Here is a 23,709-nt window from a genome sequence, read left to right as displayed (position 1 = left end):
GCTGTGAGAATCCACCGACATTAGCTTTCAATCGACTCGCGCGGGCGAACCAGCCGACGCGCGGGCGACGCCAGACCCACTCTATGAGCCACGCACCCCGCGCCGTGCCGCCGCGCACCGCGCACGACGAAGCGCCGACCCGGGCCCACGCCGGCCTTGCCCGCATCAACGAATGGATGCGCCGCTATAGCTGGCTGGTGGCAATGACCGTCGCGATCGTCATCACGGTGGGCGGCCTCGTGATTCTGGAGTCGGGGCGCATGCGCATCGCGGCCGAATACGAGACCGCGCTCGATGCCAAAAGCGCCACCGCCGACCTGTCCGCGCTCGCTGCCGACATCGCGACGCTTTCCGCCCAGGGACGCGCGTTCGCACTGAAACCGGAGCCCGCTTACAAGGCGCAATTCGAGCAAACGGCGGCCCACGTGCGCCGCGCCCTCGCGACGCTCGATGCCTATTACCGCCGCATCGGCGACGACACGGCGCTTGCCAGCTTCGCGCAGATCAGCGCTGCGGCGAACGAGGAAATCGAGCGAGGCGCCGCGCGGCTCGCCGCGCCTTCGCAACCCGAAGCACGGCCCGCCTCCGACGACGCCACGCTCGACGCCGCCCTCTCGCTGTTACGCCTTAATGAAGAGCAGCGCGCGCAGCACGCACTCGATGCGAGCCGCGCCGATCAGCGCATTTCGACGCTGTGTGTCGGCGCATTGTGTGCGCTGAACATCGTGCTGTTCGTGCTGCTTTTCCGCAACCTCGGCATTCAGCTCGACAAGCAGGATCGCGTGCAGCGGGAACTCATCACGCAGCAGGAGGAGCTGGATCAACTCGTCTTCGAGCGCACGCGGCAACTCGAAGCGCTTGCGTGGCATCTGCAGTCGGTGAGCGAAAACGAGAAAACCGAACTCGCCCGCGAACTGCACGACGAGCTCGGTTCCATCCTCACGGCGAGCAAGATGGATGTGGCGTGGGTGCGCGGCAAGCTGCGCGAAACGGAACCGGCGATGGCGGAGAAACTCACGCGCGCCATCGGCAATCTGGATCAGGGCATTGCGCTCAAGCGGCGCATCATCGAGGACATGCGGCCTACCGTGCTGGCGAACTTCGGGCTCGTGACGGCGCTGCGCGGGCTCGTGGATGAAGCCGCGCAGCGCAACAACTGGGCGGTGTCGTTCGACTTGCCCGACGAGGACCCGAAGCTCGGCGAAGCGATCGAGATCGCCCTCTTCCGGGTCGCGCAGGAAACGCTGACGAACGCGGCGAAGTATGCGCGCGCGAGCAACATCCGCGTCGCGCTGACGATGGATCAGGCGAGCGTGTCGCTGCATATCGCCGATGACGGCATCGGCATCCGGCCGCAGGATTTGAAGCGCACGCAGACGCATGGGCTCGTCGGCATGCGGCAGCGCGTGTCGGCGCGTGGCGGGCGCTTCGAGATCGAGCGAGTGAAGCCGCACGGCACGAGCATCCACGTGTCGATGCCGCGCGAGCGCGTTCATGGCGATGCCGTTGCGACGCCGGCGCGTTCCGCCGCGTAGGACGACGCCGACGAGAAGTACGGATTGCGCTGACGAGAAAAACACATGCGTGCCTACAGCCGAGCCCCGCCCGCGTTTTTTATGATTGTTACCACCGGTGAGGCCCAGGCAACGATCGCGGCCGACCTAGACACGATTAACCACGCCATTTCACTTCAAGGGGAATGAACATGACTCGACTCATCGCTCTGCTGCTGATCGCCGGCACGGCTGCGCTCGCGGGCTGCAACACCATCTCGGGCGCGGGCCAGGATATTTCGAAGGGCGGCCAGGCTATCCACAATTCGGCCGAAGAGCATAAGTAAGCCGGGTGCGGGCTACGGCTCGATAGAAGCGTACTCCTGACTTCCCGCCGCCTTGCGCGGCGGGATTTTTTTGCGCGCTTGTTTCGTGCGTTTTCGGGCGCTCAACGGCAACAAACCCGCCCGATTACTGGGGCGGGTTTGCTTCAGACGTGCATCACGTTATCGCGCGTTGAGCAATGCTCCTGCATGCGTATCCGTAATGGATATCGTCAGCCGGACAGGCGTGATTGACGCCAGGCCGGACGGTGATTACCAGCGGAAGCCGGCTTGCGCCTTCACGGCCGTCGGGCCGCTGTTGGCCGTCGACACGCCGACGCCGAAGTTCAGGTTCGACGTCACCTGATAGGCCGCTGCGAAGCCGACTGCGGTTGCGCTGCCGTAGTTACCGACAGCCGTGCCGACCCACTTCTCACCCGCGTTCAGCACGGGGATGCTCGGGATCGCCAGAACCGATGCCGTTGCGCGATCCGAGTAGTGCTCGAGGTCACGCTTTGCGCTCGCGATCGCCTGATCCGTATGGGCGTTTGCACCCGCGACTGCCTGGTCCGCGTAGGCGTTCGACTGCGCGATCTTGTCGTTCAGCTGATCGACGTTCACTGCGTCCGTGCCTTGCGTGCCGGCTGCGACGTTCGTGATCTGGCGTTCGTTACCCGAGGAGCCGACCGAGACCGTGTTCGCGCGATCCGCGACGGAATCGGCGCCCAGCGCGACGGAATTGCCGGCGACGGCTTGCGCGTTTGCGCCCATCGCGGTGGCGCGAGCGCCCGTCGCTACAGCGGTTTCACCGGCGTTGCCGCTCGCTGCGAACAGCGAACCGGATGCGCCCGATGCCGTGGCCCCGACGACCGGAGCGGCAGCGCGCAGGGTCGATTGGAGCGGGGTGCCGCTGTTCTGGAGAGCCAGGATGTCGGCCGTGTTTTGCGACACGAGTTGGCTGACGGCGTTGAGTTGGCTGACGTTTACTGCGTCGTTACCGTTGATCCCGTCTGCGACGTTGGTAATGCGACGTTGAATCGACCAACTGCCAACGCTGACCACCTTCTCCTGACCGCCGTCTTCACTGTAGTCTCCGAGAGCAACCGAGTCACGGCCCGAGGTACTGGCGTTCGTGCCGATCGCGGTGCTGAAATCCCCGCCTGCCTGACTGTCGGATCCGAGAGCAACTGAGCCAGCGCCTGACGTACCGGAGTGGCCGCCAATCGCGGTGCTGCCATCCGCTGCTGCATGACTATACGATCCCACAGCGACTGAGTCAGCGCCTGACGTATGAGCGCCTGAGCCAATCGCAGTGCTGTATTCCGCCTCTGCACGAGCTTCCGAACCAATGGCTGTAGCCACATGTCCCGCGAATGATTCATTTCCAAAAGCTGCCGAGCGGATATTCACTGCTGTGGCCCGCTCGCCCACCGCAGTTCCCCAGTAGTCGGCTCGCGCGTCTACGCCGAACGCAGTACTGTCTCCACCCGACCGAGCATTAGGGCCGATCGCAATGCCGTTTCCACCGCTGTTGGCATCCGTTCCGATTGCCATCCCGTATTCGGCTGACGCATTAGATCCTATTGCGACGGAGTTGTAGAACGTATGAGAATTCGCCCCGATCGTCACACTGTTGAAGCCTGCGTTGCTTTGAAAACCCACTGCAACGGCTGATTCCTGGGCATTTGTAGAGGCTCCGACAGCAACACCCGTTAGTTGGGCTGATGCATGGGAACCTGCAGCAAGGCCGTTCGCGGCGGAGAAAGCATAAGTTCCAATAGCGGTGGCCGGCCCCGCGTTCGGATCGTCCGCCGGCCCGTAGGCAGTGCCGGACCAGGTCGAACTAGCGTAATTTCCAATTAGGACACTACCATTCAACCCGTTGATCTGCCCATCACCGACCATGACTCCGCTCGCAGATGCGTAGTTATTATCGCCGAAGACATTCAGACCATCGCGTGTGACCGACGGATAGACCTGATTATTGAAGCCGGTCATGGTTCCTGCCGGAGCATTTGCCGTCGCTAATACTGCAGTGCTACCGAGAATCGCTAGCGCCATCGGCCTAAAACGACGAGAGCAAAATTTCATATCTAACCCTTTTTGTAGATTTTTTAAGTTTGGCTGCGTTCGGACGCGCTAATGCCTGTCCAACGCAGCGATTTTTCTCGCTTACGAGAAAATCTCTTCCGACGCCTCGGTATTCGACAATCGGGAATAAGCCTTCGCGGAACAATATGACGGCACCATGCCAGCATTGCTCGCTACAATAGATCGGCGTTTGCACCTACTGAGAATAAAGGCGCCGTTGAAATGAACCGCACGGTTCCCCCGATTTTATGTTGAAAACCGGTCCGTGATATGCACTGACAGTAGGCAAACGACGTTAATGCGAATTCGCGTGTTTAGAATTCCGTATGCGTTTATGGAGATTATGAAAATGACATGCCTGGAAAACAATCAATCAATCAATCAATCAATCAATTGCCGCCAAAGTTTTGCGGAAGACAAGGCAGTTGCCGTACCGCAGTAGTCAGCATCATATCCAGACAAACGAAAGATAGCTTTCGGTTTATCGAATTATTATAAATTTGCCTGTTTCAAAGGCTAAGTCGATACCCCAGAATAGAGGACGCTCGCTCAAGTGCGAGAGCGCATAACATGAGCATCAAGCGGTCGCCCGACATGCCAATCGAAGGCGATTCGCTGTTCTGATCGAGTCAACGTTTCAGCATTGCAGCAGTGCGCGATTCATTGACGTCGTCGGCTCACGCGGCCAGCCGGTGGTCACTCGTCCATCATTTCGAGCCGGCCAAGAAGACGCGCGCAAAACGCGCATCCCGCCACAAGCTCAAAGGCCGCTCGTATCGAGCCCCCGGCACATCTCATCGCCGTGATGCATGACGAGCGCGCGAAGCTGAGGCCACATACCCATGTAATGCACCATGAAACTCGTGGGCGTCTGAAGCTGGTAAGGCGTGTTGAGCATCGTGCAGTCGAATAAATCATCTTCCGCGGCCATCCCATAACGCTGCATCACCTTGATGAAGACATCCTGATCGCCACCGTTCGATTGAACGGATGACTTGTCGACGATTGCACTCATCGCCCGCTCGACTTCGTGCAGCACCTGCAGGTTCTCATGCGTGTTGCGAAAGCCCATGATCCCGGAGTTCAACAGCCAACTGATATCCGTCGCCAACACGCGATCGCGGTTCTGCAGCAAAGACTCCAGCGGAATCTTTTGATCGATGACGAGCACGTCGGCATCGATCCAGAAAAGCCATTGATGCTGCGGCAAGTGCCGAAGCAATACCCAAGGCTTGAACCAGTTGCCGGCGGCGGCCGAATTCGTTTGCGCAGGCACGTCGCGATAAATATGCAGCCCATATCCATGCCGTGCGCAATAACGCTTCAAGTTGCGCTCTGCGATCTCGCCATATTCGCGAACGTTCGGCGTGTAAAGCATGGCAAGCGCGATAGGCGCGTCCGGATTAATCACTTCATAGGCCGTAACGGAGCCGCATGATTGCGAAGGCGGCAGCGTGAGATACGGCAGGCCCTTCGCCTGACAGTCGTTAATGTGCCCGGCAAGCAGGTCGCGCAGTTTCGTGAATACGGGATAGTTCCTCGGCGCCTCGGGTAGGTCGACGAGCGCAAGCGCAAGAATCGGCCATTCGAGCCACGATAGCGATGCATGCAATCCCGCAGGCGCAACGGCCAGTAAGCCGCCGTATCCTACGTTGAACGGTTCGGGTTCCAGAAGACGCAGCAGATCGGATTCGCTCACGGGCGGGCGACCGAGCTTCGGGCCGTCAGAGAGCAGTTTCGCGCGATCGCGCGCGGCCTCAGTATTGCGCCAGAGCTGGAACGACGCCATGACGTACGCAGCGTCACCCGGTGCGTCCAGTGCGACGACCCAGTCCGAACGGCGGTACTGCATCAGCGATTCGCACCGGATATCGCCGATCAGCAAGGCGTCCTGGGTCAACAGCAGGACGAGATCGCCCTCGGCGCAGGCTCGCAGTGTTCGCAACAGCACTTGGTACTTCAGGATCATGCGCAGTTGCGGCCAGCCGATCGCACTGGCGTCGACGAATTCGTGCTGATACCCGTTCCGCGCGCAATAGCGGCGATGATTTTCCAACGATGCACGAGCGTTGTCGTCGGCAAAAAAACTGATGACGTGCGTGGTCATGGCGATGCTCCGTGTTACCGCGTATCGCGTCCGCGATTGCGCGTTTTTGCCACGGATTTTGTGCCGCGCTCAGGGTGCCTGCAACCGCAAAGACAGTTTTGTTTCATCCTGGATTGCGCGGCGCCCGTCATTGCGCGAAGCCACCTTCGCGCTCCATCGGCTGTCGCAGCAGTCCGCCGGCGTTGCCCCAATTACCGCGCTGCCACGGACCGCGGCGGTCGTGCTGCATTTAAGCCACCCCCCGCCGCCGGCGATCAAACCAGAACGACAATCCCACGCTAATCAGAATGACGACGGTAGCAACCACCGTCCACTGCGTAATAGCTTCCCCGAGCAGCACCGCTCCCAGCAGCACCGCAACGATCGGATTCACGTACAGGCAACTCGTCGCGACGATCGTGCTCGTATGGCGAATCAGAAAGTTATATGCAACGTACGCGGCCATCGACCCGATCAGCATCAGATACAGAAACGACACGCCCGCGTCGAAGCCGACATGCGTTAGACGCTCGCCCGCCATCAGCGCGATGCCCGTCGCGATCAGGCCACCTAACCCGATCTGCAGCGCCGTCGACATCAGAAGATCCGACGGCTGTCTTAGCCGCCCCGCGAGATGCGCGCCACCCGCCCAGAAGATCGCGGCGCAGAGAATCGCGAGCGTGCCGTGCGTAGAACCGGGCGAAGGATCGCCATGATTCAACACCACGATGCCGACGAGCCCGAGCGCCACCGCGAACCACTCCCCCTTCGCCACGGCGCGGCCGGCGAGCGCGGTGAAGATGGTCGCGAAGAGCGGCACGGTCGCGACCATGACCGCCGCCGTGCCGGTGCCGACAGTGCGCATGCCGTACGCCATCATTCCGCTCGAGAGACCTTCGAGCAAGGTGCCGACGATCGCGGCGTTGCGAACCTCGTGCGCACTCGGCAGCACCGCCTTGCGATGCAAGCCGATCGCGAATAGCCCGATGCCCGCGCAGAGATTGCGCAGGCCGCCGAGCATCAGCGGCGGAAACGATTCGAGCGCCAGATGGATGCCGAGATAGGTCGATCCCCAGACGAGATAAACGACGGCGAGCGCGAGCACGACTTGTCCCCGGAAAGAACGAGGCGCGCGAAACGGAAAGCGATCGGGAAACGAGAAAGGCAGACGCGGCATCGGAGTGGACATGCTTACTCCGCGAAAACCGCGTGGCGCATGGCGCATGCGGAAACGACCGAAATACTCACAGCGCGACGCCCGCACGACGGTGCAGGACGATGAAAACACAACGGCATGATGATGCGAAGGAAGGGCGGTCGAGAGGCGAACGAAGAGCGGCGGCGGTCGCGAAACCGCGCTTCGGGTAACTACCTAAAACGCGGCGCCCGCCATTATGCAGGAACGGCGCGACGCGATGCGGCCGTTTTCGGGATGGTTGTCAACGCACCACGGTGCGGTGTATCGTGGCGGCTGCTAACGCGGGGGTCCTGCGCTGCACATCGCGATTTCGAATCGGCACCACCGGTCGAATCGCCCGTGCCACGTGGGTGAGAAATACCCTTTGAACCTGATCTGGATAATGCCAGCGCAGGGAAGCGTTCGGGCACTGCGGCTTTCGAATGACCTACCGCCGCATCTTCAGCGCCCGACCTTTCCATCTCGTTCCTCCCTGTTTAGCTCCTGAGTCAGCCGAGCTTGCCCATGCTCGCGCTGGAATTTTCGTCCCTGCAGGAGACATACAGCATGAATGCCAATCCGAAGTTTCTGTCTGAAAACGCTGTCGTCGATGCCGCCGCCATCGCGCCGCTGCCGAACTCGCGCAAGGTCTACGTAAGCGGATCGACGCCGGACATCCGCGTGCCGATGCGCGAAATCACGCAATCCGACACGCCCGACGGCTTCGGCGGCGAGAAGAATCCGCCGGTGTACGTGTACGACACATCGGGTCCGTACACCGATCCCGACGCGAGCATCGACATCCGCTCCGGCCTGCCCGCACTGCGCGCCGGCTGGATCGAGAAGCGCGGCGACACCGAGGAACTCGCCGGCCTGACGAGCGAATTCGGCCGCGAGCGCGCCGCCGATCCGAAGACCGCCGAACTGCGTTTCCCCGGCCTGCATCGCAAGCCGCGCCGCGCGGTCGCGGGCAAGAACGTCACGCAGATGCACTACGCACGGGCGGGCATCGTCACGCCCGAAATGGAATACATCGCCATCCGCGAAAACCAGCGGCGCGCCGAGTATCTGGAAAGCCTGAAGGCGAGCGGTCCGAACGGCGAAAAGCTCGCGCAGATGATGGGCCGCCAGCATCCCGGCCAGGCGTTCGGCGCGGCAGCGTTCGGCAAGGACGCGCTGAAGGCGATCACGCCCGAGTTCGTGCGCGAGGAAGTGGCGCGCGGCCGCGCGATCATCCCCGCGAACATCAATCACCCGGAGAGCGAGCCGATGATCATCGGCCGCAACTTCCTCGTGAAGATCAACGCGAACATCGGCAATTCGGCGGTGAGCTCGTCGATCGGCGAAGAAGTCGACAAGATGACGTGGGCGATCCGCTGGGGCGGCGACACGGTGATGGACCTGTCGACCGGCAAGCACATCCACGAGACGCGAGAGTGGATCATTCGCAATTCGCCGGTGCCCATCGGCACGGTGCCGATCTATCAGGCGCTCGAGAAGGTCAACGGCAAGGCCGAAGACCTGACGTGGGAAATCTTCCGCGACACGCTGATCGAGCAGGCCGAGCAAGGCGTCGATTACTTCACGATCCACGCCGGCGTGCGCCTGCAATACGTGCCGCTGACGGCGAACCGCATGACGGGCATCGTGTCGCGCGGCGGATCGATCATGGCGAAGTGGTGCCTCGCGCATCACAAGGAGAGCTTCCTCTACGAGCACTTCGAGGACATCTGCGAAATCATGAAGCAATACGATGTCTCGTTCTCGCTCGGCGACGGCCTGCGCCCCGGTTCCATCTACGACGCCAACGACGAAGCCCAGCTCGGCGAACTGAAGACGCTCGGCGAGCTGACGCAAGTCGCATGGAAGCATGACGTGCAGGTGATGATCGAAGGTCCGGGCCACGTGCCGATGCAGCTCATCAAGGAGAACATGGACCTGCAGCTGCAATGGTGCGACGAGGCGCCCTTCTACACGCTCGGGCCGCTGACCACGGACATCGCACCGGGCTACGATCACATCACGTCGGGCATCGGCGCGGCGATGATCGGCTGGTTCGGCACCGCCATGCTCTGCTATGTCACGCCGAAGGAGCATCTCGGCTTGCCGAACAAGGACGACGTGAAGGAAGGCATCATCACGTACAAGCTGGCGGCGCACGCGGCCGATCTGGCGAAGGGTCATCCGGGCGCGCAGGTGCGGGACAATGCGCTGTCGAAGGCTCGCTTCGAGTTCCGCTGGGAAGACCAGTTCAACCTGGGCCTCGATCCCGACAAGGCGCGCGAATTTCACGATGAAACGCTGCCGAAGGACTCGGCCAAGGTCGCGCATTTCTGCTCGATGTGCGGCCCGCATTTCTGCTCGATGAAGATCACGCAGGACGTGCGGGACTTCGCGGCCAAGCAAGGCGTCAGCGAAACCGATGCGCTCACGCACGGCATGCAGACGAAGGCGATCGAGTTCGTGAAGAAGGGAGCGGAGATCTACCAGCCGACTTGATGTTGCTGCTGTCTGACCAGGGAAAGCCTGTCGCGCCTGACGTGCGGCAGGCTTTTTTTCGTCGACGCGGCAAAGGCATGCAGGCACCTTTCCTGCTCATTACTGCATGAACCGGCAGCCTATGCGGTGCTGTTCCATGCGAGCCGCAGCCGTTTCACTTCATCATCGTATTGGAGAGTCGACATGAAAAACATCAAACAAATCGGCGCCGCTGCAATGGTCGTAGCACTCATGGCCGGCCTGACCGGCTGCGACAGCATGACCACTCGTCAACGCGATACCGCGATCGGCGCGGGCGTCGGCGCAGCGGGCGGGGCGGTGATCGGCGGCAGCGCGCTTTCGACGCTCGGCGGCGCGGCGGTCGGCGGGGTCATCGGCAATCAGGTTGGCAAATAATCGGACCTCACACGCGCGGCGCGACCGGTCCTGACCGCGCCGCTGTTTCAGACCTGTTACAAGACGCGGCTCCCTGCGATCCTTTGTCACACGAGTTCAGGCACCGCGCAGGTGCCGATGACGGAGTACTACGCGGTGCCCGCCTATCCGTCGTATCCGTATTACGCGCCGTATCCTGCTTATCCGGCTTACCCGGCCTATTACGGTTATCCGGCGATATCCATCGGCTTCGGATACTGGGGCGGCGGATGCTGCTGGGGAGGCGGACACGGCTGGCATGGCGGCGGATGGCATGGCGGCGGCTGGCATGGTGGCGGTTGGCACGGCGGCGGTGGCGGTTGGCATGGCGGCGGCGGCGGCTACGGCGGCGGTCATGGCGGCGGCCGCCACTGAGTTGTTTCGCCGGCGTTACGAAAAACGCAGCTTCCCCGTCTGTTGCGTCTTTCGACGTAACAGACCTGCAACATTTTCCGACACAAGTCGCTCCCGCACTCGCCGCGCTGGTTCGAGCGCAAAGCGCTCCTTCCTTTTCCGACAAGCCTCTGGCTCGATTCGCCAGACGATTGGCACGGTTCTGGCTATCAAGCTTCCTCATTTGCGCAACGCGACGGTACACCGCCGTCGCGAAACCATCGCTCTCGGGGAGTGGACATGATGGCCTTTGTGTTTTTCGTGCTGTGGATGCTTGCTTCTCTCGCCCTGCTGACCGTCTGGGTCTTCCGTCAAACGCCTCTGCCGGGCCGCGACGATACACCGCCCGCCGCAGCCGTCGAAGGCTGAAGGCACGGCAAGCCTCCTCGTCAAGCGATAGCACGCGCGTCGCGACGCGCGTTCGTGCGTCGCAGCCGATAAGAACATTTCCCGCTTGACGGAGGCCATCGGTCACCTATTCTTAGGCTGCGCGTTACGCGGTTGCTTAAGGCATATGAAGCATCGAAGTCCCTACGCGCCTCGCGGCTCGCCGCCGCGTGCCGACAAGAACGCGCAACACGGTTCGCCGACTGCGGTCGACAGGAGACGTCGATGTTCCATCAGTTGCTCACCCCCGTCGCCAATTCGCTCGCGCTGTCGTTCATCGTGGCGGCGCTGCCGATCGCCGTCGTGCTCGTGCTGCTCGGCTGGGCGCGCCGCCCGGCGTGGCAGGCGTCGCTCGCGGGGCTGGTAGTCGCGCTCGTCATCGCGGTGGCGGCCTGGCACTTCCCGCTCAAGCTCGCGCTCAACTCGATCGCCGCCGGCGCGGTGTTCGCGCTATGGCCGGTGATGTGGATCGTGTTCGCCGCGATCCTGCTCTACAACGTCGCGCAACGCTCCGGACGCTTCGAGGCGTTCCGCCTCTGGATGGTCGAAAACCTGCCGAACGACAGGCGTATCGTGCTGGTCGTCATCGGCTTTTCGTTCGGCGCGCTGCTGGAAGGCATCTCGGGCTTCGGCACGCCGATCGCCATCACCAGTTCGCTCCTGATCCTGCTCGGCTTCCCGACGCTCGAAGCGCTCACCTTCACGCTGATCTTCAATACCGCGCCGGTGGCTTTCGGCGCGCTCGGCGTGCCGATTACCGTGCTCGGCGCGGTCACCCACCTTCCCACCGATGCGCTCGCCAAGATGGTCGGCCGCCAGTTGCCGTTCTTCGCCTTCTTTCTGCCGTTCTACGTGATCGGCATTTACGCGGGCTTTCGCAACATGATGCGCGTGTGGCCCGTGCTGCTCGTCTCGGGCGCGAGCTTCGCGCTTACGCAGTACGTCACGTCGAACTACATCAGCTATGCGCTGACCGACGTGCTCTCTTCGCTCGTTTCGCTGATTCTGACGATCGCGTTCCTGCGCGTCTGGAAGCCCGCCGCCGACGAGCGCTTCGCCGTCAACGTCGATCGACTCGGCCAGACACGCGCGGCTATTTCGGGCGGACAAGGCTGGCTGCCGTGGATCGTCGTGTCGCTGGTGGTGATCGTGTGGACGGTCGCGAAAATTTTCCTGATCGGCGATGTGAAGGTTTCCTGGCCCGGACTCGACAAGGCTGTCTACATCACGCTGTACAACCAGCCGTACGGCGCGATCTGGGACTTTCAGCCGCTCGCGACGGGCACGGCGATTCTGGTCGCATCGATCATCACGGCGGCGCTCGTGCGGCTGCCGGTCCGCGAGTACGGCGCGGCGATCGTCGATACGTGGGTGCAAACGCGCATCGCCATTTTCACGGTGGCGACGATCGTCGGCCTCGCCTATCTGATGAACTACTCGGGCATGAACTACACGCTGGGTCTCGGCGTCGCGTCGGTCGGACCGTTCTTTCCGCTCGTGTCCGCGTTCCTCGGCTGGGTCGCGGTCTTCCTCTCCGGCAGCGATACGTCGGGCAACGCGCTCTTCGGCAACCTGCAAGTGGTGGCGGCGCATCAGCTCAACCTGAACCCCGTGCTGATGGCGGCGACCAACTCGTCCGGCGGCGTGATGGGCAAGATGATCTCGCCGCAGAACATCTCGACGGGCGTCGCGACGACCGAGCTCAAGGGCAAGGAAGGCCTCGTCTTCGCGCGCACCTTCAAGCATTCGATTCTGCTGACGGTGATTCTGGGCTTGCTCGTCTGGCTGCAGCAGAACGTGCTGACGTGGATGATCCCGCCGCACTGATCCCGCCTCTTGCGGTGTCATTCGCGGTGCGTTCTTCGCCGCCGCGCGCAGTGCTAACATGCGCGGACTTTTAATTAGTATCTCGAAGTCCGCCATCGTCATGTCCATCGCCAATTTGTTGCAATTGATCGTGCTCGCCGCATTGTGGGGCGCTTCCTTCCTGTTCATTCGCGTGGGAGTCGCCGAGTTCGGCGTCGCGCCGCTCATGGCCGTGCGCGTCGGCATCGGCGCGCTGTTGCTGATCGTAATGCTGCTTGCACGCCGCAACGTCGCCGCCACCCTCGGCACGATGCGTCGGCGCGCGCTGCCGCTTTTCGTGGTCGGCATCCTCAATTCGGCGGCGCCGTTTTGCCTGTTCGCGTTCGCGGAGCTGACGCTGTCGGCGGGCGCGACGTCCGTCATCAATGCGACGACGCCGCTCTTTGGCGCGCTCGTCGCCTACGTGTGGCTGAAGGACCGGCTGACGACGATGCGCAGCATCGGCATGGCGATCGGCTTCGCGGGCGTGCTGCTGCTCGTGTGGAACCAGATCGCGACGGACGGCGCGGCATCGTCCGGGCTGCCCGTTCAGGGCATGCTGGCGGCGGCGGCCGCGCTCGGGGCATCCGCGCTGTACGGCGTGGCGGGCAACTTTGCGAAGAAGTATCTGATGGATGTCGATGCAACCGCCAACGCCGCCGGCAGCATGATCGGCGCGACCATCATGCTCGCACCGATCGCCCTGCTGACGTGGCCCGCGACGCCGATCTCCGCGCATGCGTGGTCGGCCGTCATCGCGCTCGGCGTCTGCTGCACGGGCATCGCCTATTTTCTGTACTTTCGGCTCGTGGCTGCGGCGGGCCCTGCACGCGCGATGACGGTGACCTTCGTCATTCCGCTTTTCGGCATTCTCTGGGGCGCGCTGTTCCTGAGCGAGCACGTATCGCTCGTCATGCTCGAAGGATGTGCTGTCGTGCTGGTGGGCACGGCGCTCGCGACAGGAATCGTGAAACAGGTTCCGTTCCTCACACGGCGGAGCATCGCACGGTGACGGATCGCTGAGCATCGCACGGTGACGGATCGCTGAGCATCGCGCGGTGACGGATTGCTGAGCATCGCGCGGTGACGGATTGCTGAGCATCGCACGGTGTGGATGGCGCGGCATCGCGCGATGATGGGCGGCGGGGCGCTTGCCGCCCTATTCGCCTCGCACCGCGCCCCGCCCTGCCTTCACCGCTCCCCGCCTGACCTTCCCCTCGACCCGGCGCACCTGCGACGCCCGCGTCGGCTTCGTTGCGATGCGCTTGCGCCGGGTGACGCTGACGCTGCGGATCATCTCGTCGAGACGCGCGAGCGCCGCCGCGCGATTCATGTCCTGCGTGCGATGCTCCTGCGCCTTGATGACGATCACGCCTTCGCGCGTGACGCGGCTGTCGGACAGCGCGAGCAGTCTCGCCTTGATGTGCTCCGGCAGCGACGACGCGCGGATGTCGAAGCGCAAATGAATCGCGCTCGACACCTTGTTGACGTTCTGCCCGCCCGCGCCTTGCGCGCGCACGGCGGTCAGCTCGATTTCGCCTGGCGGCACCACGAGGCTATCGCTCATGGATGACACTCCTTCGTTCAGGATCGATGGTGCAGGCGCATCAGGCGCGCCATTCTCGCGGCGAGACCGGAATCGCGACGCGTCGGCGCATCGACGGCCTGCGCGAAAATCGCCGCCGAGCCGATGACTTCGATGCGGCGCTTCGCCCGCGTGATCGCCGTATAGACCAGCTCGCGCGACAGCACGCGCACGAAGCTGCCGGGCAGCACGAGCGCCGCGTGCTCGAATTCCGAGCCTTGCGATTTGTGCACGGTCAGCGCGAACGCCGTGTCGTGCGGCGGCAGCGCAGCCGGCGATACATGACGCAGCGAGCCATCCGCCATGCGGAACGCCACGCGCAGCGCGCCGTTCGGCCCCGGCAGTGCAATGCCGATATCGCCGTTGAAGAGCCCGAGCGCATAGTCGTTGCGCGTGACGATCACCGGCCGTCCGGCGAACCACTGTGCTCCGATTGCAAGCGCAATGCCCGCTTGGTCGCGCACCTTCGACGCGATACGCGCGTTCACTTCGTCGACGCCGCGCGGCCCCTTGCGAGTGGCGCACAGCACGCGGAAACGATTGAGCGCGTCGAACAGCCGGGCTTCATCGGATGGCGCGTGCTCCGCTTGCAGCATCGACGCGAGCGCATCGGCGTAGGGCGCGAAGCCCTTCGCCAGATGAGCGAGCGTGCGGTCCGATAGCGTGGCGTGGCCGTCGTTCAGCAGCACCGCGGCGGGCGCTTCGGGCGCGGCCGATTGCTTTGCGTCGAGCGCTTGGAGCGCGGCTTGGGCATCGCCGTTGCGGATTGCGATCGACAGGCGGCCGATCGCCGAATCCAGCCCGAAGCGGTAGTTGCGCGCGAGCCAGACGACGCTGTCGGTGAGCGGGGCGTCGTCGCGGGCGTCGGGCGGATTGTGGGAGCCGGTGTCTAGCGTGGCGAAGAGGTCGGCGTAGCCTTCGTCGGCATGCGGTGCGTCGTCGAGATCGCCGGGAGCGCCCCACGCATCGGACGAAGCCGCGAAAGGTGATTCGCTCGCGGGGGCGTCTGTGTTCGAGAACAAATCGCCCTGGTTCTCGCCTTGCGCGCCGGATGCATCGCCCTCTTCGTTGCCCGGAAAGAAGTTGCCGTAGCCCTCGTCATGCGCATCGGATTGTGCGAGCGACGCATCGCTCGTCCGCGCGTGGGCCGCTGGGTTCCCGCGCCCGTCGCCGCCGCCGGACTTGACGCCATCAGGCAACGCCGCCCGAAACCTCGCCAGTTCCACGCCCAGCGCGCCCGCGATCCGCCCCGCGCCCGCCTCGCTGAACGATGGCCGCGCGCTCAGTTCCGCGAACACCGCGCCCGCTTCGACCGCCGAGAGCTGATCCTTGTCGCCGAGCATCACGAGCCGGCTCGACGGCGCGACCGCTTCGAGCAGATGCGCCGCGAGCGCGACATCGATCATCGACGCCTCGTCGACCACGATCACGTCATAGGGCAACGGATTGTCGCGATGATGCCGGAAGCCGCCATCCGGCAGCACGCCGAGCAAGCGCTGCAACGTGAACGATGTGCGCGGCAGCCGCGCGGCCAGCTCGGGCGGCAGCTTGTCCGCCCGCTCGATCAACGCTTCCTGCATGCGCTGCGCGGCCTTGCCCGTCGGTGCGGCAAGCGCGATGCGCAAGCCCGGATCGGCGTCGAGCAGACACGCGAGCACGCCGACCACGGTCGTCGTCTTGCCCGTGCCCGGCCCGCCGCTCACGATAGTCAGCCTGCCCGCGAGCGCGACGAGCGCGGCGACGCGCTGCCAGTCGATGTCGTCGTTGGCCGTGCCTTCCCCGAAGTAGCGTGCGATCCGCTCCGCCTGCTGCGCAAGCTCCCGCTGCGATACGTCGATCCGCGCGCCGCGCGCCCGTTCGACCAGCGCCACCGCGAGCCGCCGCTCGTAATCGAAGTAGCGCGCGAGATAGAGCCGCCCGTCCTCGTCGATGACCAGCGGCCGAAGACTTGCCGCATCGAAGCGCGCCTCGGTGCGGGCAAACGTCGCGACGCCGCTTGCAAGCAGCGCATTGCGTGCTTCGCGCACATTCTCTCCGTGACGCCGCGCGAGCGCGGCAAGCGGCATGCAGACGTGTCCGAGCGCCGTCGCCCGGCTGATGGCAAGCGCCGCGCGTTCTGCCCAAGCGATCGCCCGCGCGCCCGCGCCCGACCACCGCGACAGTTCGCCGATGCGCCGCGCGAAACCTTCGGCAAGCGCGGCGCTTTCGTCGGCAAAGGCCGACGCAGCCGACTCCCCGGCGTTCACGGCTTCGATCGTGCTCATGCCGCGCCTCCCGACATCACCCGGTCGAGCGCCTCGACCAGTTCCAGCGGCGGCCGCCCGCGATGCACGCCGCTCGCCGCGTCGCCGTCGCGCCAGTCGGGACGCACGCCGCGCACGAACAGATAGAGGTAGCCGCCGACATGCGTCTCGTAGTCGTAATCAGCGAGCCGCGCACGCAGGTAACGATGCAGCGCGACAACATAAACGAGCGCCTGCAGGTGATACGCGTGATGCGCCATCGCCTCGGCAAGCGGCGCGGCGCCGTAGTCTTCGGCGGCATCGCCCAGATGATTCGACTTCCAGTCGATGATCCAGTAGCGCCCGCCGTGCAGCACGATCATGTCGATGAATCCCTTGATGAAGCCCCGCAGCGCGCCCGTTTCGAGCGCGACATCGGGATAGCCGTGCGCGGACAGCAGCCGGCGTAGCGCCGGAAAATCCAGCGACGGCGCCGGGAACAGAAACTCCAGCTCGTTCATGCGCCGCCCGTTGGCGATGCCCGACAGCCGCATGCCGGGCGCAATCTCGCTTTCGAGCGTGTCGGCGAGCAGGCGCAGCATCATCGGCCGAAGACGCTGGGCGAGCGGCGCGGGCGCGGGAACCGGATACTCGCGCAGCGCGTCCTCGACCGCCTTGGGCCACGTCGACGGCTGCGTGAAATCCGCAAGCTCGTACATGCGATGCAGACATTCGCCCGCCGCCGCGCCGCGCGGAAACGCGAGGATGTCGTCGTCGGCGAGCGCGGATTCGTCGCGGGAAGGCGGCGCTTGCACGAGCGTTGAAGCGGCTTCGGCGAATTCGTCGTGATCGGGGCGCGCCTCCGCGGGCTGCGACTGATTCGCCTCTTCGCGCGCGCCCGCCGCCACCAGTGAGCTGAAACTCGCCATGCGCCAGCGATCGCGCAACAGGCGGCGGTTGGTGCGCGCGGCGATCTCGTGCCTGCCGCGCTCGACGGCGGCAAGCGGCTCGCGCCGGTCGATGACGGGCAGCGGCGTCACGCCGATCGCGCCTTCGGCCTGCCCTTCCAGCGCGCGCCACGCCGCGACGATGCCCGCTTCGTCTGGCGGTTCGTCGCAGAACGCATCGAAGTCCTGACCCGCGCCCGCGGCGAGCCAGTTCAGCACGCTTCTGCGCGATTCCTTCGTCGATTTGTTCGACATGTTCGAGATATAAACGCCCGCGACCACGTAGCAGCGATACACCGCCCGCGTCAGCGCCACATAGACGAGCCGCGCCCGCTCGGCAGCCTGTTCGCGTGCGATGGCCGCGCCGATTTCCTTCGCTTCGTCGTCGTCGATTCCATAGTGCAGCACCGCTTCGCCCGCGTCGTCGTGATACTCGCGGGCGTCGGGCAAGCCGGATTTCGAGGCGTCGCGCGCCGTGCCGTCGTTCAGGAACGGACAGAACACAACCGCGTATTCGAGGCCCTTCGACTTGTGGATCGTCACGATCTGCACGAGATTGCGGTCGGATTCGAGGCGCAATTGCGCGTCTTCGCCGCCGCCCTGCTGCGCGCGCTGCGCGGCCAGCCAGCGCAAGGTCGGCGCGATGCCCGGCTGTTGCGCCGAGCGAGCCTGCAGCAGTTCCGCGAGATGGTTCACGTTCGTGAGCCTGCGCTCGCCGTCCGCGCGCGCAACGAGCCGCGCCGCAATCGACAGTTCCCGCGCGAGCGTGCGCCACATTACCGCGAAGCCGCGCTCGTGCCAGATCGTCCGATAGCGCGAGAATCTCTCGACCCAGCTCGTCGAATCGCTGGCGCCGCTTTCTTCCGTCGATGCCGCGTGCTCCAGACGCCACAGCGCGGCGGCGTCCAGCCCGAACCAGTCGGTCGCGAGCGCGGCGCGCAAGCGGCGCAAGTCGCCGGGCGTGTCGATGGCGGCGAGCACGCGCTCGATCTGCTCGGCGTCGAGCGAGCCGAACACCGACGCCTGCGCCAGTTCCACGCTGCCGATGCCCCACGCTGCCAGCACCCGCTTGACGAGACTGCCTTGCCGATGCGTCTGCACGAGCACGGCGATATCGCCCGCACTGAGCGCCTCGTCGCCGATGCGCACTTCACCGCGCGCCGCCCCTTTCAGCAGCCGCGCGATTTCGGCGGCGCACGCCTCGGCCGCTTCGCGCTGCGCGTTGGCCTTCGACAGCGCCGCATCGCCGTGCGGCAGCATCCACACGCAGAAATCCGCGATATCGGAGTAAGCGGCGGCGGGCGTCGCATCGACGAACGGTCCGCGTGAACGCGTGCCCGCGCGCACCGGCTGATAGTCGAGGCCTTCGAGAATGAACGCCGACGGATTCGCGCCGAACACGCGATTGCACGCCTCGATGATGCGCGCCGTCGAACGCTGGTTCACCGCGAGCGTGTAACGCGCGCTCGCGCCCTCGCGCGCGGCGAGATACGTATGCAGGTCGGCAGCGCGAAAGCTGTAGATGGCCTGCTTCGGATCGCCGACCAGAAAGAGCGGTCCGTGCGGCGCGAACACGCGGTTGAAGATCGCGTATTGCAGCGGATCGGTGTCCTGGAATTCGTCGATGAGCGCCGCCGGATAACGCTCGCGCAACGCCTGCGCGAGCCACGCGTGCCGGACGAGCGCGTGATGCAGGTTCGACAACAGATCGTCGAAGGACACTACACGACGCGCCCGCTTTCTCGCCGACAGTTCGGCCGGCGCGTAGTCGAGCCATTCGCGCACGATGTCGAGCCACATCGCACGCTGCGCGGCTTCGGCGGCGGCAGCCGACGCGGCAAGCGTTTCGGCATGCTCGAAGAACGGATGCGCGGGCGGCGTGTGCTTGGCCTTGGTACCCTTCGCGAGCGCCGATGCGGTGATCTTCAGCGCCTCCTTCGGCGGCTCGGCGTGACAGTCGGCATCGGCGAAATATTCGGCCCATGCGTCGAGGGCGGCTTCGATCATCGAGCGCTTGTGCGAGGTCTGCTTCAGCATCGCCTCGGCGTCGAAGAGCAGCCTGGCGATCGCGCCGCGTTCGGCGTTCCACACCGCGCACGCTTCGTCGAACAGCGCTTTCGCATCGACGGCTTCCGCTGCAAGTTCGGCCTCGCTCTTGCCCCAGCGCAGCGTCGCGAGCGGCTTCTTGAGACGCCGCGCCAGTTGCGCATCGAGCGATGCCGGTCCCGCGCCCTTCGCGACGAGCCACGACGCGAACGACGGCGTGCGCGCCGCTGCCGGTTCGACGCGCTCGCGCCAGAAATCGGCGGCGAGCTCGAAGCGCAGCGCGCTGTCGTCGGCTTCCATGTCGAATGCGAACGGCATCGCGGCGGCGAACGGCGCTTCCTGCAGCGCGCGCTGGCAGAACGCGTGGATCGTGTGGATCGCGGCCTGATCGAAGGTATGCAGTGCGATGCGAATGCGCTGCAGCGCCTCGTTCGGATCGATGTCGGCGAGCGTGGTCTCGAAAAGCCGCTCGATGAACGGATCGCCCGCTGCATCGCCGTTTTCGATGGCATGCGCGACGCCCGCGAGCCGCGTGCGGATGCGCTCGTGCAGTTCGGCGGTCGCGGCCTTCGTGAAGGTGACGACGAGAATGCGCTCGACGCTCAACTGCTTCTCGAGCAGCAGGCGCACGTAGAGCGCGCAGATGTTCCACGTCTTGCCGGTGCCGGCGGATGCTTCGATCTGGTTGACGCCGTCGAGCGGACAGGAGAAGACGTCGAGTTCCTGGACGGCTTCGGTGTTCACGGACTGGATTGCTGTCGTCATCATGCGTCGCGTTGCAGGTGTTGCCGAAGCGGCTCGAAAACGATGCGCGCGAGCGCGGCGAAGCGGTCGTCGAGCCCAAGCGATTCGCCGCGAAACGCGACGCGATAAACCGGATCGTCCGATTCCGCGCGCACGCGGTCGGATTCCCACGCGCCGTGCGCCTTCGCGTCGCCTTCGGTCATCTTGAGCCACGCGCTCTTCGGGAAGAAACGCAGCGGCATGCGCCGGCCTGCGCGATACAGCGCCGCGAGCGCGGCGAGATGCGCGAGCGGATCGGCGACAGGCGTCAGCTCGAAATCCGACGACTGCGCGCCGCGTCCATGCCAGATCGTGCGGCGCGGGCCGTCCGGCAGCGCCGCGCAATAGGCCAGATGCGCGAGCCACGCGGACAGGTAATCGCGGGCGCGCGGCTGGTCGTAACGGTAGATCACCTGGCCTTGCGGCGTCAGGCGATTGAGCGTGCCGGACAGCGTGAGCGGCCGCTCGTCGATGAGCGCGTCGTCGTGCGGGCCGAAGAGCGCGACGCCGCCCGTATCGGGCCAGCGCGGCGCGACGTCGAGCGAGAACGGCAAACGCGTCGCGCCTTCCGCCACCGACGTGCGGATGCGGTCCGCGAGATGCGCGAGCGCGTGCATCTCGCGCGTCTGCCAGACGGCGCCCGTCGCGCCGCCGGGCATTTCGGGGCTCGTGCGCGCAACGTGACGCGCGCGCTCGCGGGCGTGGTGCACAACGTCGTCTTCCGCTTCGAGCAGCGACGGCAGCACGCGCCCGGCGAGCGCATCGCGGCCTGCGAAGCCGAGTTCGAACGGCTCGGTGATATCCAGTTCGGCTTCGGCATCGACGAGCGCAATGCCCAGCCGATCTCGCAGCAGCGCGCGCGCAGGATGCCGCCAGAAGCGCACGAAATCGTCGAAGGCGACGGTAGCCGCTTCGTCGTCTTCGGGCGGCAGCGGCGATGCGAAGAACGGCGCGCTGCCGTGCACGCGCCCCGCCGCCAGCACCCGCGCCAGTTCCGCGCGCTCCGGCTCATAGGTGAAGAGACGGCCGGCCGGCTCGAAATACTCGGGTGCGAACGGCTGTAGCGGATGCTCGCGCACGAACGACGCCCGCGCCTTCGCCAGTGCGTCCGGCGCGGCATGCTTGCCCGCGACGGCTTCGGCGAGATGGTCGAGCAATTCGTCGATGAGTGCGGCGGGCGGCAGCACGGCGTTGTCGCGGATGCTGCGCCCGGTGTAGGCGATCAGCAGCCGGTCGCGCGCCGCGAGCATCAGGTCGAGAAAGAGATTGCGTTCGTCGTCGCGGCGCTGCCGGTCGCCCAGCTTGCCGAAGCTCGCCATCAGGTCGAATTCGTCGGCGCGCGTGAGGCTCGGCAACATGCCGTCGTCCATGCCGAGCAGACAGACCACGCGATACGGCAGCCCGCGCAGGCTCGTCAGCGACGAAAACGTGACGCCGCCCCACGGCACGCCGCCGCGCGCGGGATCGTCGAGCGTATCGGTGAGCGCGGTGCGGATCACCGCAGCCGATACTTCCGTGTCGCGCGCGCCTTCTTCCATCGCGACGATCAGCGCATCGATCGCATGGCGCACGTCGCCGATGGTGTCGTTGAACGCGACGCCGGCATCGAAGAAACGCGCGAGTGTATCGAGCAGCAAGTCGCCCCACGCGCGTGCGGTGCGGGGCGTCTCGATCTGCGCGGCGAAGGCGTCGATATCGTCGATGAAGCGTGTGAGGCGTCCGAGCAACTCCGCCTCCGAACCCTGCGCGCCCTCGACGGGCAGCCATTCCGCGACCGGTGCGCCGCCGCCCGGCAGCGCGTAGCCGAGATAGAGACGCGTGAGCGCATCGGCGAAGGTGTGACGCGCGGCGGGCACGTGCTCGCCGGCGGCTTCCGCCGGACGCAAGCCCCGGCGCGCGCCCGCCGCCGAGAGCCACTCCTGCGCCGTTTCGAGCGATGGGGCGTCGATGCCGTAGCGTGTCGCGATTGCATCGACGCGCAGCCATTCGATCAGCTCCGGCGCGCCGACGCCGCGTTCCGCGAGCGCGAGCCAGTCGAGCATCGCGCGCGCGACCGGGTTGGCCTGCGAAGGCGGCAAGCCGGTGATGCGATAGGGAATGCGCCTGCGCTCGTTGCTGGCGCCGGCGGGCGCCGTGCCGAACACGCCGTCGATGAGCGGGCCGGCCACCGCCAGATCCGGAAACGCGACGAGCACATCGGACGGCTCGAGTCCTTCTATCTCGTCGAACCAGTCGAGCAGGCGGTCGTGCAGCACTTCGAGCTGACGCGAGAGGCTATGGCAGACATGCACTTCCACGCCCGTCTCGACGATGTCTTCCGGCTCCGGCCCGGCGTTCTCTTCGTCGAGCGTCAGGATGCCGTTCTGCACGCGCGCGAGCCACGTCGGCGCGGTGTTCTCTTCGAACAGCTCGCGCTCGCTCGATGCCGCGCTTTCGGTCAGTTCGTGCAGCATGTGAAGCTGCGCCTGCGTCTGACGGCCCCACTCCGCGAGCAGCGGATGCCCGACCTCCTGAAAGTCCGCCTCGCCCTTCAGTTCGAGCTGTTCGACGCGCGCCTGGCTCACGATATCGAACCAGAATTCGCGGCACGGGTTGAGCGCGTAGATGCGCACGTCGATCCAGCGCGACAGCTCGCGCAGCAACGCGATATGCAGCGGCGGCATGGTCGGCAGCGCAAACACGCTGATGCGGCTCGGCCATTCGGCGCGCATCGCGGTATCGAGATCGAAGCGCGGCGCGTCGGCCAGAAAGCGATACGCGGGCGGCGTCGGATCTTGCCCGGAGCCGGGCGTCGTCAGGTCGTCGAGCAGCGCGCGCCACAGCGCGGCCTGCCAGTGTTCGTCCTGGCGCTGAATCTCGCTCGCGCCCGCGAGACGCGGACCGCGCGCATCCGTCTCAGCACCGCCGCCCGCGAGAATCGAGCCGCCCGACTGCCAGTGCGTGAGCCAGTCCGGGCGATAGGTCAGATAGTGGTCGAACACCGTCGCGATGCGGCGCGCGAGTTCATAGCGCATGGAATCGTCGGCGGCATCGAGATAGGTCGACAGGCGCGGCGCATGTCTGAACGGCGGCTCGTCGAACAGGCGATAGCAGCGCCACGCGAGCCGGTCCGGCGCGAACGGCGAACGCTGGGGCACCGGCAGCACGCGTCCGATCTGCGCCCATAACCATTGCGCGAGATAGCAGAAGTCGACATTCGCGCAGATGCCGAAACGCTCGGCCATATCCAGTTCCAGCCGCCGTCGCACGGCCGCGCTGGGCACGATGACCGACTCGCGCGCGAAAGGATTGCCCTCGCGCATCGCGAATGCGTCGAGGTCCTCGAAAAGCGCGGCGGCAAGCGTTTCGTGACGGTTCGAATAGAAGAGTTCGAGCATGAAGGGCGGGATTGGATGCTGGCAGGCGAAGAACCCGCGCG

Annotated in this window: 15 protein-coding genes and 1 riboswitch; of the genes, 8 read left to right on the top strand and 7 right to left on the bottom strand. The window is 65.1% G+C overall.

The genetic code is table 11. The annotated features are described in order from the left end of the window. Positions 1–83: 83 nt before the first annotated feature. Both BG57_RS05835 and BG57_RS05830 read left to right on the top strand, forming a co-directional pair. Positions 84–1,535: a sensor histidine kinase gene (locus BG57_RS05835; protein ID WP_035960955.1), complete on the top strand. Its 1,452-nt coding sequence runs from the start codon at positions 84–86 to the stop codon at positions 1,533–1,535. 170 nt (positions 1,536–1,705) lie between these two features. Further along, positions 1,706–1,840: an entericidin A/B family lipoprotein gene (locus BG57_RS05830; RefSeq protein WP_035961206.1), complete on the top strand. Its 135-nt coding sequence runs from the start codon at positions 1,706–1,708 to the stop codon at positions 1,838–1,840. Between the two features lie 249 nt (positions 1,841–2,089). Here the strand turns inward: BG57_RS05830 and BG57_RS32215 are convergent, their stop codons facing one another. The 3 genes from BG57_RS32215 to BG57_RS05810 form a co-directional block, all read right to left on the bottom strand. After that, entirely contained in the window at positions 2,090–3,814 is a 1,725-nt protein-coding gene (locus BG57_RS32215; protein WP_160174709.1) for a YadA family autotransporter adhesin, read from the bottom strand. Positions 3,815–4,667: 853 nt separating this feature from the next. Continuing rightward, positions 4,668–6,014 carry a glycosyltransferase family protein gene (locus BG57_RS05815; RefSeq protein WP_035960932.1) on the bottom strand — a complete coding sequence of 449 codons (1,347 nt, stop codon included), beginning with the start codon at positions 6,012–6,014 and terminating at the stop codon, positions 4,668–4,670. 229 nt (positions 6,015–6,243) lie between these two features. After that, positions 6,244–7,182, bottom strand: coding sequence for an EamA family transporter (locus tag BG57_RS05810; RefSeq protein WP_035960927.1), 939 nt, complete (start codon positions 7,180–7,182; stop codon positions 6,244–6,246). A 282-nt stretch (positions 7,183–7,464) separates the two neighbouring features. Then, a riboswitch (TPP riboswitch) is annotated at positions 7,465–7,606 on the top strand. A gap of 131 nt (positions 7,607–7,737) precedes the next feature. Between BG57_RS05810 and thiC the strand changes: the two genes are divergently transcribed. The 6 genes from thiC to BG57_RS05785 all read left to right on the top strand — a co-directional run bounded on the left by thiC (position 7,738) and on the right by BG57_RS05785 (position 13,720). Continuing rightward, positions 7,738–9,669, top strand: coding sequence for a phosphomethylpyrimidine synthase ThiC (gene thiC, locus BG57_RS05805; RefSeq protein WP_035961204.1), 1,932 nt, complete (start codon positions 7,738–7,740; stop codon positions 9,667–9,669). A 183-nt stretch (positions 9,670–9,852) separates the two neighbouring features. Then, the gene (locus BG57_RS05800) at positions 9,853–10,065 is read left to right on the top strand and encodes a glycine zipper 2TM domain-containing protein (RefSeq protein ID WP_035960926.1); all 213 of its coding nucleotides are present in this window, start codon (positions 9,853–9,855) and stop codon (positions 10,063–10,065) included. A 117-nt stretch (positions 10,066–10,182) separates the two neighbouring features. Continuing rightward, a complete protein-coding gene (locus BG57_RS05795) occupies positions 10,183–10,458 on the top strand; it encodes a hypothetical protein (RefSeq protein ID WP_081850838.1) in 276 nt (91 codons plus the stop codon). Between the two features lie 258 nt (positions 10,459–10,716). Then, positions 10,717–10,845, top strand: a complete 129-nt coding sequence (locus BG57_RS34100) for a hypothetical protein (RefSeq protein WP_268237931.1) — start codon at positions 10,717–10,719, stop codon at positions 10,843–10,845. A 243-nt stretch (positions 10,846–11,088) separates the two neighbouring features. Then, entirely contained in the window at positions 11,089–12,690 is a 1,602-nt protein-coding gene (locus tag BG57_RS05790) for an L-lactate permease (protein WP_035960920.1), read from the top strand. Between the two features lie 100 nt (positions 12,691–12,790). Then, positions 12,791–13,720: a DMT family transporter gene (locus tag BG57_RS05785; RefSeq protein WP_152562528.1), complete on the top strand. Its 930-nt coding sequence runs from the start codon at positions 12,791–12,793 to the stop codon at positions 13,718–13,720. Positions 13,721–13,867: 147 nt separating this feature from the next. Here BG57_RS05785 and arfB read toward each other — a convergent pair whose 3' ends face one another. The 4 genes from arfB to recC are packed head-to-tail and all read right to left on the bottom strand — an operon-like array spanning position 13,868 to position 23,668. Further along, positions 13,868–14,275: an alternative ribosome rescue aminoacyl-tRNA hydrolase ArfB gene (arfB, locus tag BG57_RS05780; protein ID WP_035960910.1), complete on the bottom strand. Its 408-nt coding sequence runs from the start codon at positions 14,273–14,275 to the stop codon at positions 13,868–13,870. A gap of 17 nt (positions 14,276–14,292) precedes the next feature. Further along, entirely contained in the window at positions 14,293–16,557 is a 2,265-nt protein-coding gene (locus BG57_RS32210) for an AAA family ATPase (RefSeq protein ID WP_052005644.1), read from the bottom strand. Continuing rightward, entirely contained in the window at positions 16,554–20,273 is a 3,720-nt protein-coding gene (gene recB / locus BG57_RS05770; protein ID WP_035961199.1) for an exodeoxyribonuclease V subunit beta, read from the bottom strand. Before recB ends, BG57_RS32210 begins: the two co-directional genes overlap by 4 nt. Next, positions 20,273–23,668 (bottom strand): exodeoxyribonuclease V subunit gamma, encoded by a 3,396-nt coding sequence (recC, locus tag BG57_RS05765; RefSeq protein ID WP_035960906.1) that lies wholly within the window; start codon positions 23,666–23,668, stop codon positions 20,273–20,275. The genes recB and recC overlap by 1 nt, the downstream gene beginning before the upstream one ends. Between the last annotated feature and the right edge of the window lie 41 nt (positions 23,669–23,709).

It is taken from the genome of Caballeronia grimmiae, assembly GCF_000698555.1.
GTDB classification, from domain to species: domain Bacteria; phylum Pseudomonadota; class Gammaproteobacteria; order Burkholderiales; family Burkholderiaceae; genus Caballeronia; species Caballeronia grimmiae.
The sequence above is the reverse complement of the archived record's forward strand: the minus strand, read 5'-3'. Positions and strand labels throughout refer to the sequence as shown.